The sequence below is a fragment of the Streptomyces sp. S063 genome, from assembly GCF_002832675.1.
GTDB lineage: Bacteria > Actinomycetota > Actinomycetes > Streptomycetales > Streptomycetaceae > Streptomyces > Streptomyces sindenensis.
Genome location: NZ_CP021707.1, coordinates 5,462,322 through 5,477,774 on the forward strand (window position 1 = coordinate 5,462,322; position 15,453 = coordinate 5,477,774).

The 15,453-nt window shown below is 71.9% G+C and carries 11 protein-coding genes and 2 pseudogenes; 10 read left to right on the forward strand and 3 right to left on the reverse strand.

The genetic code is table 11. From position 1 onward, the window contains the following. Positions 1-4: 4 nt before the first annotated feature. Positions 5-466, forward strand: a pseudogene (locus CCZ36_RS35965) (IS982 family transposase); the annotation flags it as partial. Then, a pseudogene (locus tag CCZ36_RS25340) lies at positions 465-608 on the forward strand (IS5/IS1182 family transposase); the annotation flags it as partial. The pseudogenes CCZ36_RS35965 and CCZ36_RS25340, both read left to right, overlap by 2 nt. Positions 609-678: 70 nt before the next feature. Here CCZ36_RS25340 and CCZ36_RS25345 read toward each other — a convergent pair. After that, the gene (locus CCZ36_RS25345; RefSeq protein ID WP_128818634.1) at positions 679-2,562 is read right to left on the reverse strand and encodes an ABC transporter ATP-binding protein; all 1,884 of its coding nucleotides are present in this window, start codon (positions 2,560-2,562) and stop codon (positions 679-681) included. After that, a complete protein-coding gene (locus tag CCZ36_RS25350; RefSeq protein ID WP_128818635.1) occupies positions 2,559-4,424 on the reverse strand; it encodes an ABC transporter ATP-binding protein in 1,866 nt (621 codons plus the stop codon). Before CCZ36_RS25350 ends, CCZ36_RS25345 begins: the two co-directional genes overlap by 4 nt. A gap of 197 nt (positions 4,425-4,621) precedes the next feature. Here CCZ36_RS25350 and CCZ36_RS25355 point away from each other — a divergent pair, with 197 nt between their 5' ends. The 4 genes from CCZ36_RS25355 to CCZ36_RS25370 all read left to right on the forward strand — a co-directional run bounded on the left by CCZ36_RS25355 (position 4,622) and on the right by CCZ36_RS25370 (position 8,390). Then, positions 4,622-5,539 (forward strand): ABC transporter ATP-binding protein, encoded by a 918-nt coding sequence (locus tag CCZ36_RS25355; protein WP_128818636.1) that lies wholly within the window; start codon positions 4,622-4,624, stop codon positions 5,537-5,539. Between the two features lies 1 nt (position 5,540). Continuing rightward, a complete protein-coding gene (locus CCZ36_RS25360; protein WP_069736956.1) occupies positions 5,541-6,341 on the forward strand; it encodes an ABC transporter permease in 801 nt (266 codons plus the stop codon). 14 nt (positions 6,342-6,355) lie between these two features. Continuing rightward, the gene (locus tag CCZ36_RS25365) at positions 6,356-7,645 is read left to right on the forward strand and encodes a sensor histidine kinase (protein WP_128818637.1); all 1,290 of its coding nucleotides are present in this window, start codon (positions 6,356-6,358) and stop codon (positions 7,643-7,645) included. A gap of 91 nt (positions 7,646-7,736) precedes the next feature. Continuing rightward, complete coding sequence (locus CCZ36_RS25370) at positions 7,737-8,390, forward strand: response regulator (RefSeq protein WP_128818638.1); 654 nt, start codon at positions 7,737-7,739, stop codon at positions 8,388-8,390. Here CCZ36_RS25370 and glgX read toward each other — a convergent pair. Continuing rightward, a complete protein-coding gene (gene glgX, locus CCZ36_RS25375; protein WP_164873545.1) occupies positions 8,366-10,696 on the reverse strand; it encodes a glycogen debranching protein GlgX in 2,331 nt (776 codons plus the stop codon). The two genes, CCZ36_RS25370 and glgX, sit on opposite strands and share 25 nt — an antisense overlap. Before the next feature lie 153 nt (positions 10,697-10,849). Between glgX and CCZ36_RS25380 the strand changes: the two genes are divergently transcribed. The 4 genes from CCZ36_RS25380 (at position 10,850) to CCZ36_RS25395 (ending at position 15,298) form a co-directional block, all read left to right on the forward strand. Continuing rightward, complete coding sequence (locus CCZ36_RS25380) at positions 10,850-12,091, forward strand: L,D-transpeptidase (RefSeq protein ID WP_069736952.1); 1,242 nt, start codon at positions 10,850-10,852, stop codon at positions 12,089-12,091. 275 nt (positions 12,092-12,366) lie between these two features. Next, positions 12,367-13,617 (forward strand): L,D-transpeptidase, encoded by a 1,251-nt coding sequence (locus CCZ36_RS25385; RefSeq protein ID WP_128818640.1) that lies wholly within the window; start codon positions 12,367-12,369, stop codon positions 13,615-13,617. A gap of 100 nt (positions 13,618-13,717) precedes the next feature. Beyond that, positions 13,718-14,485 carry an enoyl-CoA hydratase/isomerase family protein gene (locus CCZ36_RS25390; RefSeq protein ID WP_128818641.1) on the forward strand — a complete coding sequence of 256 codons (768 nt, stop codon included), beginning with the start codon at positions 13,718-13,720 and terminating at the stop codon, positions 14,483-14,485. Positions 14,486-14,782: 297 nt separating this feature from the next. Then, complete coding sequence (locus tag CCZ36_RS25395; protein ID WP_069736949.1) at positions 14,783-15,298, forward strand: ATP-binding protein; 516 nt, start codon at positions 14,783-14,785, stop codon at positions 15,296-15,298. The last annotated feature ends 155 nt before the right edge of the window (positions 15,299-15,453 follow it).

Here is a 15,453-nt window from a genome sequence, read left to right on the forward strand (position 1 = left end):
TGTGACGAATGAGCTGGTCTGCCTCGCCGTCGCGCAGGCGCTGCTGGGGTTCACGCCCGAGTCCCGCCGGCTGCGGTTCGTGCGTTCCCGGCTGGGAGCGATGTTCCCGTACGTCCCGAAGCAGCCGGGCTGGAACAAGCGGCTTCGGATCGCGTTGCCGCTGTTCAAGCGGGTGATACGCATGCTGGCGGCGGATACGGACTTCTGGTTCGACAACCACTGGATCGTCGACTCCACGCCGGTGGAGTGCGGCCGCTCGCGTCCGACGGTGAAGCGGTCGGACATGGCCGGCTGGGCCGGATACGGGTACAGCGCCTCGCACTCCCGGTTCTTCTGGGGCTTGCGGCTGTTCCTGGTCCGCACCCCGACTGGGATGCCCATCCTGTGGGCGCCCGCGAACCCGAAGAGGGACGAGCGGGAGGTGTCACTTCGCTCGTCGGCAATGCTCGTCGGCCGTGCGCCGGGGCCTACTGACAACACTGCGCGAGGAAGACCCCGCATGCGTACTCCTGGACGGGACCCTCGCCGAGTGCGACAGCGTCGGTGGCAGTCGCGCCGACCGCGCGGCCGAGCACCGCCGCCACAGGGCGAACGTCCAAGTCGTCACCGAGTCGTGCGTGGCGGGCGCCGATCCCCTCACCCGCTCAGCGGTCACGGTGAAACGCTCACTGCCCCGGCTCAGCTCAGGCTGTCCCGCCACGTCCGGTGCAGCCCCGCGAACCGCCCCGTCCCGCCGATCAGTTCCGCGGGCGCGCCGTCCTCCACGATCCGGCCGTGCTCCATCACCAGCACCCGGTCCGCGATCTCCACCGTCGAGAGCCGGTGGGCGATCACCACCGCTGTGCGGCCGTGCAGCACCGTGTCCATGGCCCGTTGCACCGCACGCTCGCCGGGGATGTCCAGGGAGCTGGTCGCCTCGTCCAGGATCAGCACCGACGGGTTCGCCAGCAGGGCGCGGGCGAAGGCCACCAACTGGCGCTGGCCCGCCGAGATCCGGCCGCCCCGTTTGCGTACGTCGGTGTCGTAGCCGTCCGGGAGCGCGGCGATGAAGTCGTGCGCGCCGATCGCCTTCGCGGCGTGCTCGATCTCCTCGCGGGTGGCGTCCGGGCGGCCGATCGCGATGTTCTCCGCGACCGTCCCGGAGAACAGGAACGCCTCCTGCGTCACCATCACCACACCCCGGCGCAGCTCGGCGGTGGACAGGTCGCGCAGGTCCGTGCCGTCCAGCAGGACCCGGCCCTCGGTCGGGTCGTAGAAGCGCGCCAGCAGCTTGGCCAGCGTCGACTTGCCCGCGCCGGTGGAGCCGACGACCGCCACCGTCCGGCCCGCCGGGATACGCAGGTCGAAGGCGGGCAGCACCTCGCCGCCCGTACGGTAGGCGAACCGCACCCCGTCGAACACGACCTCCCGGCCCGGGAGGTCGCCCGAGCGCGGCGGCAGTTCGATGGGGTGGCCGGTCTCGGGGACGTTCGGCGTCTGCGCCAGCAGCCCGGCGATCTTCGCCAGCGAAGCCGCCGCCGACTCGTACGAGTTGAGGAACATCCCCAGCCGGTCGATCGGGTCGTACAGCCGGCGCAGATACAGCACCGCCGCCGCCAGCACCCCGAGCGCCAGCGTGCCCTCCGCCACCCGGTAGGCGCCCCACAGCACCATCCCGGCCACCGCCGTGTTGGCGATCAGCCGCGAGCCGACGACGTAGCGGGCCATCTCCAGGATCGCGTCGCCGTTAGACCGCTCGTGGCGGGTGTTCAGCTCGGTGAAGGCGGCGTCGTTGCTCCGTTCCCGGCGGAACGCCTGGACCGGGCGGATGCCGTTCATCGTCTCCGCGAACTTCACGATCACCGCCGCGATCGCCGTGGACCGCGCCGTGAACGCGACGGACGCCCGCCGCCGGTACATCCGGACCATCAGATACAGCGGTACGAAGGAGAGCGTGGCGATCGCGCCGATCCCCGGGTCCAGCCAGAGCAGCACCAGGGCGATCGACACGAACGAGAGGACCACGCCGATCAGTTCCTGCAGCCCTTCGCTCAGCAGCTCCCGCAGCGACTCCACGTCGGTCGTCGAGCGCGAGATCAGCCGGCCCGAGGTGTAGCGCTCGTGGAAGTCGATGCTCAGCGCCTGCGCGTGCCGGAAGATCCTGCCGCGCAGCTCCAGCAGCACGTCCTGGTTGATCCGCGCGGCGGCCCGGATGAATCCGTACTGGAGGACGCCCGCGCCGACCGAACAGAGCGCGTAGCCGACGGCGACCGCGACCAGCGGGCCGTAGTCGTGGTCCCGGAACGCCGGAACTCCGCTGTCGATCGCATACGCCACGAGCAGCGGGCCCGCCTGCATCGCCACCTGCTGCACCACCAGCAGCAGGGCCGCCATCGCCACCCTGCCGCGCATCGGGGCCAGCAGCGAGAACAGCAGCGCCAGGGTCGCCCCGGGCGGCGCGGGCAGGTCGTCCTGGTCGAACGGGTCGCCGGAGGAACGGGGTTCGGGCGCGGCCGGGTCCTTCTTCCGCAGGCCGTCGCCCTCGGCCGCGGGAAGCGAGGCGTCGTCGGTGGTCGTCGTCATCGGGCACTGCCCTCCTCGGCGGGAATCTGCTCGGCGGGAATCGCCTCGGCGGGGGCGCTCGGCGCCGTTGCGGGGGCCGTCCGTTCGGACACGGGGCCGGGCTCCGCGCCCGACATCAGCCACGCGTACTCCGCGTTGTCGCGCAGCAGCTCCTGATGCGTGCCGACCGCGGCGATCCGGCCCCCGGACAGCAGCGCCACCCGGTCCGCCAGCATCACGGTCGACGGGCGGTGCGCCACGACCACCGCCGTCGTCCGCGCCAGGACCTCCCGCAGCGCGGCCTCCACCAGCGTCTCCGTGTGCACGTCCAGTGCGGAGAGCGGGTCGTCCAGCACCAGGAAGCGCGGCTCACCGACCACCGCACGGGCCAGCGCCAGCCGCTGGCGCTGGCCGCCGGAGAGGCTCAGGCCCTGCTCGCCGACCTCCGTGTCCAGCCCGCGCGGCAGCTCGTGCACGAAATCCGCCTGAGCCACCGACAGCGCCCGGCGCACCTGAGCCTCGTCCGCGTCCGCCGCGCCCATCGTCACGTTCTCGCCGACCGTCGCGGAGAACAGCGTCGGCTCCTCGAACGCCACCGAAACCAGCTCCCGCAGCCGCGAGCGCTCCATCGTGGCGATGTCCTCGCCGTCCAGCGTGATCCGCCCGCCGGTCACCTCGTGCAGCCGGGGCACCAGCGCCGTCAGCGTCGTCTTGCCCGACCCCGTGCCCCCGACGAGGGCCAGCGTCTCCCCGGGCCGGATGTGCAGATCGATCCCGGACAGGACGGGCGGGGAGTCCGGGTCCGCGTCCGGATAGCGGAACGCGACGTCCTCGAACACCATCCCCGGCGCGGTGGCCGGCGCGCCCTCGCGTACGGCGACGGCGCCCCGCTCCTCCGCCACGTCCATGACCTCGAAGTACCGGTCGGTGGCGGTCGCCGACTCCTGGCTCATGGCCAGCAGGAAGCCGATCGACTCCACCGGCCAGCGCAGCGCGAGCGCCGTGGACAGGAACGCCACCAGCGTGCCCGCCGACAGCGTCCCGTCCGCCACCTGGATCGTGCCGAGCACCAGCGCCGCGCCGATCGCCAGCTCCGGGATGGCGGTGATCAGAGCCCAGATCCCGGCGAGCAGCCGGGCCTTGCCCAGCTCCGTGTCGCGCAGCCGGTGCGCCAGCTCCCTGAACGCCCGCGCCTGGCTGCGGTGGCGGCCGAAGCCCTTGACGATGCGGATGCCCAGCACGCTCTCCTCGACGACCGTCGTGAGGTCGCCGACCTGGTCCTGGGCCCGGCGCGCGACCAACGAGTACTTCGTCTCGAACAGTGAGCACAGGATGATCAGCGGCACCGCGGGCACCAGCAGCACGAGACCGAGCGTCCAGTCCTGGACGAACAGAAGGACGAACCCGACGAGGATCGTCGCCGTGTTGACGACCAGGAACGTCAGCGGGAACGCCAGGAACATCCGCAGCAGCATCAGGTCCGTCGTCCCGCGCGACAGCAGTTGACCCGAGGCCCAGCGGTCGTGGAACGCGACCGGCAGCCGTTGCAGATGGCGGAAGAGGTCCGCCCGCATCGACGCCTCGACCCCGGCCAGCGGACGCGCCACCAGCCACCGCCGGAACCCGAACAGCAGCGCCTCCGCGATGCCGAGCAGCAGCAGATACAGCGCCCCCAGCCACACCCCGCCCGGGTCGCGGTCGGCGACCGGGCCGTCCACCATCCACTTCAGGACCAGCGGGATCACCAGGCTCAGGCAGGACGCCAGGATCGCCACGAACGCGGCCGTGAACAGGCGCACCCGCACGGGTCGGACATAGGGCCACAGGCGCAGGAGGGAGCGCACGGCGGACCGGTCCGTGCGCTCTGCAGGCATTTTGGGCATCAGGGCCGACCATACGTTTCACCACTGACATCGGGCCTCCCCTTTTCCGGCCTCCCGCCCCTCGCCGCCCGCTGCCGGCTGCCCCACCGCGTGGCCCCGGCGGTCCCGGTCGTACTGCTCCCTCAACCGATCGGTTGATACGACGTCGAGCGTGACGGCGGATACCGGCCCGGCCCACCCCCCGGAACCCTGAGGGCATGGCAATCATCGAAGTCAACGAGGTGCGCAAGACCTATGCGGGCCGCGACGTGGTCGACGGCGTCTCGTTCTCCGTCGACGAGGGCGAGATCTTCGGCATCCTCGGGCCCAACGGGGCGGGCAAGACCACCACCGTCGAATGCGTGGAGGGCCTGCGCATCCCCGACGCGGGCACGGTCAGGGTCGCCGGGCTCGACCCCGTCGCCGACCACGACCGGGTGACCCTGCTGCTCGGCGCCCAGCTCCAGGAGAGCGAGCTCCAGGCCAAACTGACCGTACGGGAGGCCCTGGAGCTCTACGCCGCCCTCTACCCGGCCCCCGTCGACTGGCGGCCGCTCGCCGACCGGCTCGGCCTGACCGACCGGCTCTCCACCCGCTTCGCGAAGCTCTCCGGTGGCCAGAAACAACGCCTGTTCATCGCCCTCGCCCTGATCGGCGACCCGAAGGTCGTCGTCCTCGACGAGCTGACCACCGGGCTCGACCCGCGCGCCCGCCGCGACACCTGGAAGCTCATCGGGGAGATCCGCGACGGCGGGGTGACCGTCCTGCTCGTCACCCACTTCATGGAGGAGGCCCAGCGCCTCTGCGACCGGATCGCCGTCATCGACCGGGGCAAGGTCGTCGCCCTGGACACCCCGGCCGGGCTGATCCGGCGGGCCACCGGCTCCACCGTGCTCTCCTTCGTCCCCTCCCGGGCGCTCACCGGCCCCGAACTCGCCCGCCTCACCGCGCTTCCCGGCGTCGCGACCGTGAACCCGCCCGACCGCGAGGGGGCGCTCACCCTGCACGGCACCGACGAGACGGTCACCCCGTTCGTCGCCCTGCTCGCCGAACTCGGCGTCACCGCCCTGCGGCTGCGCATCACCGAGACCAGCCTCGACGAAGCCTTCCTCGACCTCACCGGACAGGACGTCTGACATGCCGACCGAGACCACCACCGCACCGGCCACCGCCGCAGAGCCCCCCGTCGCCCGGCGACGCGGTCCCGCGGCCGCCGTCCTGATCGCCGAGACCCGGCTCTTCCTCCGCGAACCGGGCAACCTGTTCTGGATCTTCGTCTTCCCCTCCGTCCTCCTGGTGATCCTCGGCTTCGTCCCCGCCTTCAAGGAGCCGCAGGACGACCTCGGCGGACGGCGCGTCATCGACCTGTACGTCTCCATCGCGATCCTGCTCGCCATGATCACGGCGGCGGTCCAGGCGATGCCGCCCGTCCTCACCGCCTACCGCGAGCGGGGGATCCTGCGCCGGATGTCCGCCACCCCGGTGCGGCCCTCCGCCCTGCTCTTCGCCCAGATCCTGCTGCACGGCGCGGCCTGCCTCGCCTCCGCGCTCCTCGTCACCACCGTCGGGCGGATCGCCTACGGGGTCGCACTGCCCGAACAGCTCCCCGGCTACCTGCTGGCGCTCCTGCTCGCCGTCGCCGCCGCTCTGACCCTGGGCTCCATGATCTGCGCCCTGGCCCGGACGACGAAGGCGGCCACCGCGTTCGGCACGGGCGCCTACCTCGTGATGATGTTCAGCGCCGGGGTGTGGCTGCCCGTCCAGGCGATGCCCGACGCCCTGCGCCGCATCGTCGGGATCACCCCGTTCGGGGCCGCCTCCCAGGCGCTGGAGCAGGCCGCGTCCGGGAGCTGGCCGGGCTGGGTCCACCTCGGGATCCTCGCCCTGTGGACCGTGGTTCTGGGCGTCGCGGCCGCTCGACTCTTCCGGTGGCAGTGACGGAGACTGCGTGCATGACGCAGCCGCCCCGCTCCCCGTGCCCTTCCGGCCCGGCGGGGCCTCGCACGATCGAGGACCGCTGGGAGCAGTTCTACCGGTACGGCCCCCACGCCGTCCTCACCCTGTCCGTCCTGGTCGGGGGCGTCGCCGCCGACCTGATCATGACCCGCACCGAGATGTACGCCGCCGGGGTCCTGGTCGCGGTCGCGTACGGGCTCCAGTTCTGGTGGGGCCGGGCCCGTCCCCGTAACGTGCCCGGCGGACCGGCCGGGGTGGCCTACTACACCGCACGGACCGTCCTCGCCCTCGCCCTGTCCTGGCTCAATCCCTTCTTCGCGATCTACGCCGCCCTCGGCTACTTCGACGTCGAGCCCCTGCTCCCCAGGCGTTTCGTCCGCGCCGGCCTGCTCACCACCGCCGTCACCCTGGCCGGTTCGCAGAGCGGCGGCCTGCCCCCCGCCTCGCTGATGAACTGGGTCGCCTTCTGCGTGCTCTACGTCGTCAACGCCACGCTCGCCCTCTTCTTCTGGCAGGTCGGGATGCGCGAGGAGGAGAAGGCCCGGGTCCAGGCCGAGACCATCGCCGAGCTGGAGCGCACCAACCTCCGGCTGGAGCAGGCCATGGCCGAGAACGCGGCCCTGCACGCCCAGCTCCTGGTTCAGGCACGCGAGGCCGGGGTCGACGACGAACGGCGCCGGCTCGCCGCCGAGATCCACGACACCCTCGCCCAGGGCCTCACCGGGATCATCGCCCAGCTCCAGGTGGTCACCTCCCTCACCGACCGCGACCCGGAGACCGCCCGCGTCCACCTGGACCGCGCCGCCGCGCTCGCGCGCCACAGTCTCGGCGAGGCCCGCCGCTCCGTGCACAATCTGGCCCCCGCCGCGCTGGAGCACGACGAGCTGACCGGGGCGATGGAGAAGACCGTCGCGGCCTGGGCCGAACAGCACCGCGTCCGGGCCGACTTCACCGTCACCGGCACCGTCGAACCGGTCCACGACGAGATCGCCGCCACCCTGCTGCGCATCGCGGGCGAGGCGCTGGCGAACACCGGCCGGCACGCCGCGGCGTCCCGGGTCGGGGTGACGCTGTCGTTCATGGACGACGAACTGACCCTGGACGTACGGGACGACGGCCGCGGCTTCGACCCGGCGGCCGCCGCTCCGGCGAGCCGCACGGGCGGCTTCGGCCTCGGCGGCATGCGGGCCCGCGCGGAGCGCATCGCGGGCGCGGTCGAGGTCGAGTCGGAACCGGGCGGCGGCACGGCGGTGTCGGCCAGGGTCCCCCTGGTCAGACACCCGTGAACGGCCCTGCGGGGCAACCGGGCCGGGCCTGCGCGAGCGGCCCCGCCCCAGTCCCTGGCCAGAGGCCCACGACCCCCCGTACGGTGCGATCATGACCGACACCCCCGCCCGCGCCGTCAGCCTCGTCGTCGTCGACGACCACCCGGTGGTCCGGGACGGGCTGCGCGGCATGTTCACCGCCGCCCCCGGCTTCGAGGTGCTCGGCGAGGCGGCCAACGGCGTGGACGCGCTCGCCGTCGTCGAGGAACTCGACCCCGACGTCGTCCTGATGGACCTGCGGATGCCCGGCGGCGGGGGAGTGGCGGCCATCGCGGAGCTGACCCGGCGCGGCGCCCGCTCGAAGGTCCTGGTGCTGACCACGTACGACACCGACTCCGACACGCTGCCCGCGATCGAGGCGGGCGCGACCGGCTATCTCCTCAAGGACGCCCCGCGCGACGAGCTGTTCGCCGCCGTCCGGGCCGCCGCCGACGGGCGCAGCGTCCTGTCGCCCGCCGTCGCCTCCCGGCTGATGACCCGGGTCCGCACCCCCGCCCCCGACCCCGCCGAGACCTCCCTGTCGGCCCGCGAGCGGGAGGTGCTGGTCCTGGTGGCGCGGGGCACCACCAACCGGGAGATCGCCGCCGAACTCTTCATCAGCGAGGCGACCGTGAAGACCCATCTCACCCATGTCTTCGCCAAGCTGGGAGCCAAGGACCGGGCCGCGGCCGTCGCCGTCGGCTACGACCGGGGCATCCTCGGCTGACCGGCCCCGTCCCGCCGCTCCACCACCCGCAGCAGCAGCACCGACCGGGCCGGCACCGTCATCTCCGTACCGCCGTCCAGCAGCGTGCCCGGGGCGTCGGCCTGATCCTCCCGCGAGGTGTCCAGGACCAGTTCGTACGCGTCTGCCCACGGCGCCCCGGGAAGGGCGAAGGACGTCGGCTCCGCGCCCGCGTGCAGGACGGCCAGGAAGCTGTCGTCGGACACCGGCTCGCCCCGTGCGTCCCGCCCCGGAATGTCCCGGCCCGAGAGGTAGAGGCCGAGCGTGGCGGCGGGGGCGTACCAGTCGCCCTCCGTCATCTCCCGGCCGTCCCGGGCGAACCACGCCAGATCCCGCAGCCCGTCCGGGGCCTGCGCCCGGCCGGAGAAGAACGCGCGGCGGCGCAGCACCGGGTGGGTCCGGCGCAGCGTCAGCACCCGGGCCGTCAGCGCGGCCAGCTCCCGCCACTGCGGCTGGTCCAGCAGCGACCAGTCGACCCACCCGGTCTCGTTGTCCTGGCAGTAGGCGTTGTTGTTCCCGCCCTGGGTGCGGCCCATCTCGTCGCCCGCCACCAGCATCGGCACCCCGGTGGAGAGCAGCAGCGTGGTCAGCAGATTGCGGAGCTGACGGCGGCGCAGCGCGTTGATCTGCGGATCGTCGCTCTCGCCCTCCGCCCCGCAGTTCCACGCCCGGTTGTCGTTCGTCCCGTCCCGGTTGCCCTCCCCGTTCGCCTCGTTGTGCTTCTGCTCGTAGGAGACCAGGTCGCGCAGGGTGAAGCCGTCGTGCGCGGTGACGAAGTTGACCGATGCGTACGGACGGCGCCCGCCCCAGGCGTACAGGTCGCTGGAGCCGGTCAGCCGGTAGCCGAGATCCCGTACGTCGGGGAGCGCGCCCCGCCAGAAGTCGCGCACGGCGTCGCGGTACCGGTCGTTCCACTCGGTCCACAGCGGAGGGAACGCCCCGACCTGGTAGCCGCCGTTGCCGACGTCCCACGGCTCGGCGATCAGTTTGACCCGGCGCAGCACGGGGTCCTGGGCGATCACCGCGAGGAAAGGGGAGAGCATGTCGACGTCGTGCATCGAGCGGGCCAGCGCCGCCGCCAGGTCGAAGCGGAAGCCGTCGACGCCCATCTCGGTGACCCAGTAGCGCAGCGAGTCGGTGATGAGCCGCAGCACCTGCGGCTGCACGACGTGCAGGGTGTTGCCGCAGCCGGTGTAGTCGGCGTAGCGGCGCGGGTCGCCCTCCAGACGGTAGTAGCCGCGGTTGTCGATGCCGCGCAGCGACAGCATCGGGCCCAGCTCGCCCGCCTCCGCGGTGTGGTTGTAGACGACGTCGAGGATCACCTCGATCCCGGCGTCGTGCAGCGCGCGCACCATCCGCTTGAACTCGCCGACCTGCTGGCCGGCGGTGCCGGAGGCGGAGTAGCCGGCGTGCGGGGCGAAGTAGCCGATGGAGTTGTAGCCCCAGTGGTTGCGCAGCCCGCGCCGCAGCAGATGGTCCTCGTGGGCGAACTGGTGCACCGGCAGCAGCTCGACGGCGGTCACCCCCAGCCGGGTGAGGTGCTCGATCGCCGCCGGGTGCGCGAGACCGGCGTACGTGCCGCGCAGCTCGCGCGGGATGTCCGGATGCAGCTTGGTGAAGCCTCGTACGTGCAGCTCGTAGATGACGGAGTCGGCCCACGGGGTCTTGGGCCGCCGGTCCTCCACCCAGTCGTCGTCATCGTGGACGACCACCCCCTTGGGGACGTACGGGGCCGAGTCCCGGTCGTCGCGCACGGTGTCGGCGACATGCTGGTCCGGCCAGTCCCGGACATGCCCGTACACCTCGGGCGGCAGGGTGAAGGTCCCGTCGACGGCACGCGCGTACGGGTCGAGCAGCAGCTTCGCCGCGTTCCAGCGGGCCCCCGTCCACGGGTCCCAGCGGCCGTGCACCCGGTAGCCGTAACGCTGACCGGGCCGTACGCCGGGGACGAAGCCGTGCCAGATCTCATGGGTCAGCTCGGTCAGCGGGCAGCGCGTCTCGACGCCCCGCTCGTCGAACAGGCAGAGCTCGACCGCCTCGGCCCCGCCCGCCCACAGCGCGAAGTTCGTCCCCGCCACCCCGTCCGGGCCGACCCGGAAACGGGCTCCCAGCGGCATCGGGGCCCCGGGCCACACGGCGGGGGCCGCGGCCGACGCCCGTACGGCCTCGGCGCGCCCGGTGCGCCGCACCTCCACGATCTCCGCCCGGACGGCGGCCACCGTCCCCGGATCCCGCACCGCCTCCCGCTCGGGACCCTGTACTGCCTCCTGCTCGGCTGCGCTCGACACCGTGTAGCCTCCCGCGGCTCGTGGGACGGGCACCTACGAGGGGGCTCGCGGCGTCCCGGCCGCGGCCCCCTCCAGGCAGTCCTCCCCTGTGTTCTGCCCACCGGGCGGCCCGCACTCACGTTTCCCCCGACCGGCCCTGGTCGTTGGGGGAGCGTGAACCACACAGCGAAGAGCGCACGCGCCTCCTCGGCCGCCGTGCTGACCTGGGCAGGACTGCTGACCGTGCTGGCCCTGCTGACCGGCTGCACCGACACCCGCGAGGCCCTGCTCAACGGCAAGGCACGGTCCCCCGGCGACGTCATCAGCGTCTTCCCCGAGAACGGGGCCGAGGACGTCGACGAGGAGACCCGGATCGCGGTGAAGATCCCCGACGGGCGGCTGGAAAGCGTGAAGGTCATGCGGATCGAGGACGCGCAACAGCAGACGGTGGCGGGGCGCATCGCCGAGGACGGGCGCTCCTGGGCCCCGGAGCCCAGGATGGCCCGGCTCGCCCTCGCCGCGAAGTACAGCATCGACGCGGTGGCCGTGGACGCACAGGGCCGCCGCTCCGCCCGGCACTCCACGTTCACCACGCTCGTACCGGAGCACCGCTTCATCGGCTACTTCAAACCGGAGAACCGGTCCACCGTCGGCACCGGCATGATCGTTTCCTTTGCCTTCAACCGGCCGGTCGCCGACCGGGCCGCGGTGGAGAAGGCCATCCGGGTGACGGCCGATCCGGTGGTGGAGGTCGTCGGCCACTGGTTCGGCAAGGACCGGCTCGACTTCCGCCCGAAGACGTACTGGAAACCCGGCACCGAGGTCACCGTCGACATCGGGCTGCGGGACGTCGAGGGCGCCCCGGGCGTCTACGGCAGTCAGGACAAGACCGTGGTCTTCACCGTCGGCCGCCACCAGATCTCCCGGGTCGACGCGGAGGCCAAGACCATGGAGGTACGCCGGGACGGCGAGCTCGTCAGCACGGTCCCGATCACCGCGGGAGCCCCGAAGACGACGACGTACAACGGGAAGATGGTGGTCACCGAGATGCACGAGGTGACCCGGATGAACGGGGCGACCGTCGGCTTCACGGACAAGGAGGGCAAGGGCGAGTACGACATCAAGGACGTCCCGCACGCGATCCGGCTCACCACCTCCGGCACCTTCCTGCACGGCAACTACTGGGCCGACGAGTCCGTCTTCGGCGAGGAGAACGTCAGCCACGGCTGCATCGGGCTGCGCGATGCCAAGGGCGGCGGCGGCTCCACTCCCGGCGGCTGGTTCTTCGACCGGACCCTGATCGGTGACGTGGTCGAGGTGGTCAACTCCAAGGACAAGAAGGTCGCCCCGGACAACGGGCTCAGCGGCTGGAACATGACCTGGAAGAAGTGGACGGCGGGCTCCGCCCTGCGCTGAGATCCGGACGCGGACCGTCCAGCCCCACGCCCGAAGCGCGGCCCCGGCCGCCTCGTCCCCGCACCCCCGCCGCTCCCGGCCGCTCAGGCCCGGCACCCCGCGCCACCTGCACAGCTCCCCCCAAAGGCGTCCGGACCAGTTGGGACGGAACGGTGACATTCCGGAGGGAGTTCACCACGCCCGCGATGTGATTATCTTGCGACGGGCGTGCAGGTGTAGCGCGCGGGGGTGCGGGTCCTGGCGGGAGCCGGGCCGTGCGAGGGGAGACGAACACAGTGAACGGGCAGCCGATATCGGGGGCATCGGCCGGGGCGAGCGGGAAGCGGCGCGGCGGGCCGGGGTTCCTGGCCCTGGTTCTGGGAGCACTGCTGGTGCTGGTGACGGCGTGCGGAGGCGGCGGCAGCGCCGACGCGGGGGACAAGAAGGGGCCGGCGGGCGGTTCGAAGAAGGAGGACACGACCGCCTCGCAGGCGGTCGTGACCATCGCACCCGAGGACGGGGCGGAGTCCGTGGCGACCAGCGGCGCCCTGAAGATCGGTGCCGAGCAGGGCAAGCTGACCACGGTGAAGGTCGCCGACCCCAAGGGCAACGAGGTCGAGGGCGAGATCTCCGCCGACGGCGCGAGCTGGACGCCCGAGCGCCACCTCGCCGCCTCCACCAAGTACACGGTGCACGCGGTCGCCAAGGACTCCGAGGGCCGTGAGTCGGCGAAGGACACCGCCTTCACCACGCTCGTCCCGGCGAACACCTTCATCGGGCACTACACGCCCGAGGACGGCTCCACCGTCGGCGTCGGCATGCCGGTCTCCATCAACTTCACCCGTGGCATCACCGACCCGGACGCGGTGGAGAAGGGCATCAAGGTGACGGCCGAGCCGGCCGTCGAGATCGAGGGCCACTGGTTCGGCAACGACCGCCTCGACTTCCGCCCGGAGAAGTACTGGAAGCCGGGCACCAAGGTGACCGTCGAGCTCAACCTCGACGGCGTCGAGGGCCGGCCGGGCGTCTACGGCCAGCAGGCCAAGACGGTGAAGTTCACCATCGGCCGCAGCCAGGTCTCCACCGTCGACGCGAGCAGCAAGCGGATGAAGGTGGTCCGCGACGGCAAGCAGATCAAGGACATCCCGATCTCCGCGGGCGCCCCGGCGACGACCACGTACAACGGTCAGATGGTCATCAGCGAGAAGCTCAAGGTGACCCGGATGAACGGCGACACCGTCGGCTTCGGCGGCGAGTACGACATCAAGGACGTCCCGCACGCCATGCGGCTGTCCACCTCGGGCACGTTCCTGCACGGCAACTACTGGGGCGCGTCCTCGATCTTCGGCAACACCAACACCAGCCACGGCTGTGTCGGTCTGCGCGATGTGCGCGGCGGCTACGACAACCAGACCCCGGCGGCCTGGTTCTACAACCGGTCGATGATCGGCGACGTGGTCATCGTGAAGAACTCCAAGGACAAGCAGATCCAGCCGGACAACGGCCTCAACGGCTGGAACATGGACTGGGAGGAGTGGAAGAAGTAACCCTCTTCCCCTCCCGTTCACCCCTGAACGAGCCGGCGGGCCCGGTGCTGTGACCAACGGCACCGGGCCCGCCGTCGTTAGCGGTGGTTAACCTCTAGCCATGACTGTGACCTTCGAAGTACGCGACGGCGTCGGCACCATCCAGCTCGACCGGCCGCCCATGAACGCCCTGGACGTCGCGATCCAGGACCGGCTGCGGGAGCTGGCCGAGGAGGCGACCCGGCGCGAGGACGTGCGGGCCGTGATCCTCTACGGCGGCGAGAAGGTGTTCGCGGCGGGCGCGGACATCAAGGAGATGCAGGCGATGGACCACACGGCGATGGTCCTCCGCTCCAAGGGCCTCCAGGACGCCTTCACCGCCGTCGCCCGCATCCCCAAGCCGGTCGTCGCCGCCGTCACCGGCTACGCGCTCGGCGGTGGCTGCGAACTGGCGCTCTGCGCCGACTACCGGATCGCCGCCGACAACGCCAAGCTCGGCCAGCCGGAGATCCTCCTCGGCCTGATCCCCGGCGCCGGCGGCACCCAGCGTCTGGCCCGCCTGATCGGCCCCTCCCGCGCCAAGGACCTCATCTTCACCGGCCGCATGGTCAGGGCGGAGGAGGCTCTGACTCTGGGCCTGGTCGACCGCGTGGTCCCGGCCGCCGAGGTCTACGACCAGGCCCACGCCTGGGCCGCCGGACTGGCCAAGGGCCCCGCGCTGGCGCTGCGCGCGGCCAAGGAGTCGATCGACGCGGGCCTGGAGACGGACCTCGACACCGGACTCACCATCGAGCGGAACTGGTTCTCCGGCCTGTTCGCCACGGAGGACCGCGAGCGGGGCATGCGCAGCTTCGTGGAGGAGGGGCCGGGGAAGGCCACATTCCGCTGATCCGTAGTCAGATGACTCGTGATCCGTAGTCAGGTCGGGCCCGCCGATAGTCGGGTCGGGTGGGCCCCGCGTGCGGGGTTCACCAATCAGGGCGGATTATCCGGGCCTTAAGACAACCTTAAGGCCCGGTGTCGTCGTCGTCCGGGGCGTTCGCGGTGGGTGGGGCGTCGTCGCAGCTCAGGCGGGCCGTTCGAGGTGTTGGATTGCCTCTGGCACATGCCGCGAGCCTTCCGTGGACCGTGTTGCTCCGGGGTGCGGATTCCCTCGGAACGGCCCCGGAAGGTGATGTGTGCGGCCATGATGGTGGGCATGGCGGGCCTGGAGGGTGTGGATCAGCCGCGACCGCGCAGCAGCGCGACGGCGGCACGCAGTTCGTCGATCACGGATGACGAACAGGCGTTCAAGGTACTGGAGTTGTTCGGAAATCCGACCGAGGGGGAAGTCCGGCTGCCGTCCCGGCCGGAGTCGGCGGCGACGGCCCGTCGGCTCACCTCCTGCGTCGTGCTCCGCCAGTGGGCCCTCTCGCCGCAGACCGCCGAGTACGCGGTGCTCCTCGTCTCCGAGCTCGTCGGCAACGCGGTGCGCCACACCGGGGCGCGGGTCTTCGGGTTACGCATGGTGCGCCGCCGGGGGTGGATCCGCGTCGAGGTGCGTGACCCCTCGCGTGGGCTGCCCTGTCTGATGCCGGTGCGCGAGATGGACGTCAGTGGCCGCGGACTCTTCCTCGTCGACAAGCTCTCCGACCGGTGGGGTGTGGACCTGTTGCCGCGCGGCAAGACCACCTGGTTCGAGATGCGGATCTCCGACCGCTGATACGCGGAGGGCTCCGCCCCGCAGGAACGCAGAAGCCCCCGGTCGGCCGTGGTGCGGCGCTGCGGGGGCTTCTGTGGGGGGCCGCGAAATGGGGGGTGTGTCCGCGGCCGCTTGTGACGACCTGAGCCCGGGTCGATGGGGGTCGTGGCTCCGAC

What these genes read in the sequence shown, in the direction of transcription:
- CCZ36_RS25355 (WP_128818636.1), top strand. Translation starts at nt 4,622, where the DNA reads ATGGCAATCATCGAAGTCAACGAGGTGCGCAAGACCTATGCGGGCCGC.
- CCZ36_RS25365 (WP_128818637.1), top strand. Translation starts at nt 6,356, where the DNA reads ATGACGCAGCCGCCCCGCTCCCCGTGCCCTTCCGGCCCGGCGGGGCCT.
- CCZ36_RS25345 (WP_128818634.1), bottom strand. Translation starts at nt 2,562, where the DNA reads ATGACGACGACCACCGACGACGCCTCGCTTCCCGCGGCCGAGGGCGAC.
- CCZ36_RS25350 (WP_128818635.1), bottom strand. Translation starts at nt 4,424, where the DNA reads ATGCCCAAAATGCCTGCAGAGCGCACGGACCGGTCCGCCGTGCGCTCC.
- CCZ36_RS25390 (WP_128818641.1), top strand. Translation starts at nt 13,718, where the DNA reads ATGACTGTGACCTTCGAAGTACGCGACGGCGTCGGCACCATCCAGCTC.
- CCZ36_RS25370 (WP_128818638.1), top strand. Translation starts at nt 7,737, where the DNA reads ATGACCGACACCCCCGCCCGCGCCGTCAGCCTCGTCGTCGTCGACGAC.
- CCZ36_RS25395 (WP_069736949.1), top strand. Translation starts at nt 14,783, where the DNA reads ATGATGGTGGGCATGGCGGGCCTGGAGGGTGTGGATCAGCCGCGACCG.
- CCZ36_RS25360 (WP_069736956.1), top strand. Translation starts at nt 5,541, where the DNA reads ATGCCGACCGAGACCACCACCGCACCGGCCACCGCCGCAGAGCCCCCC.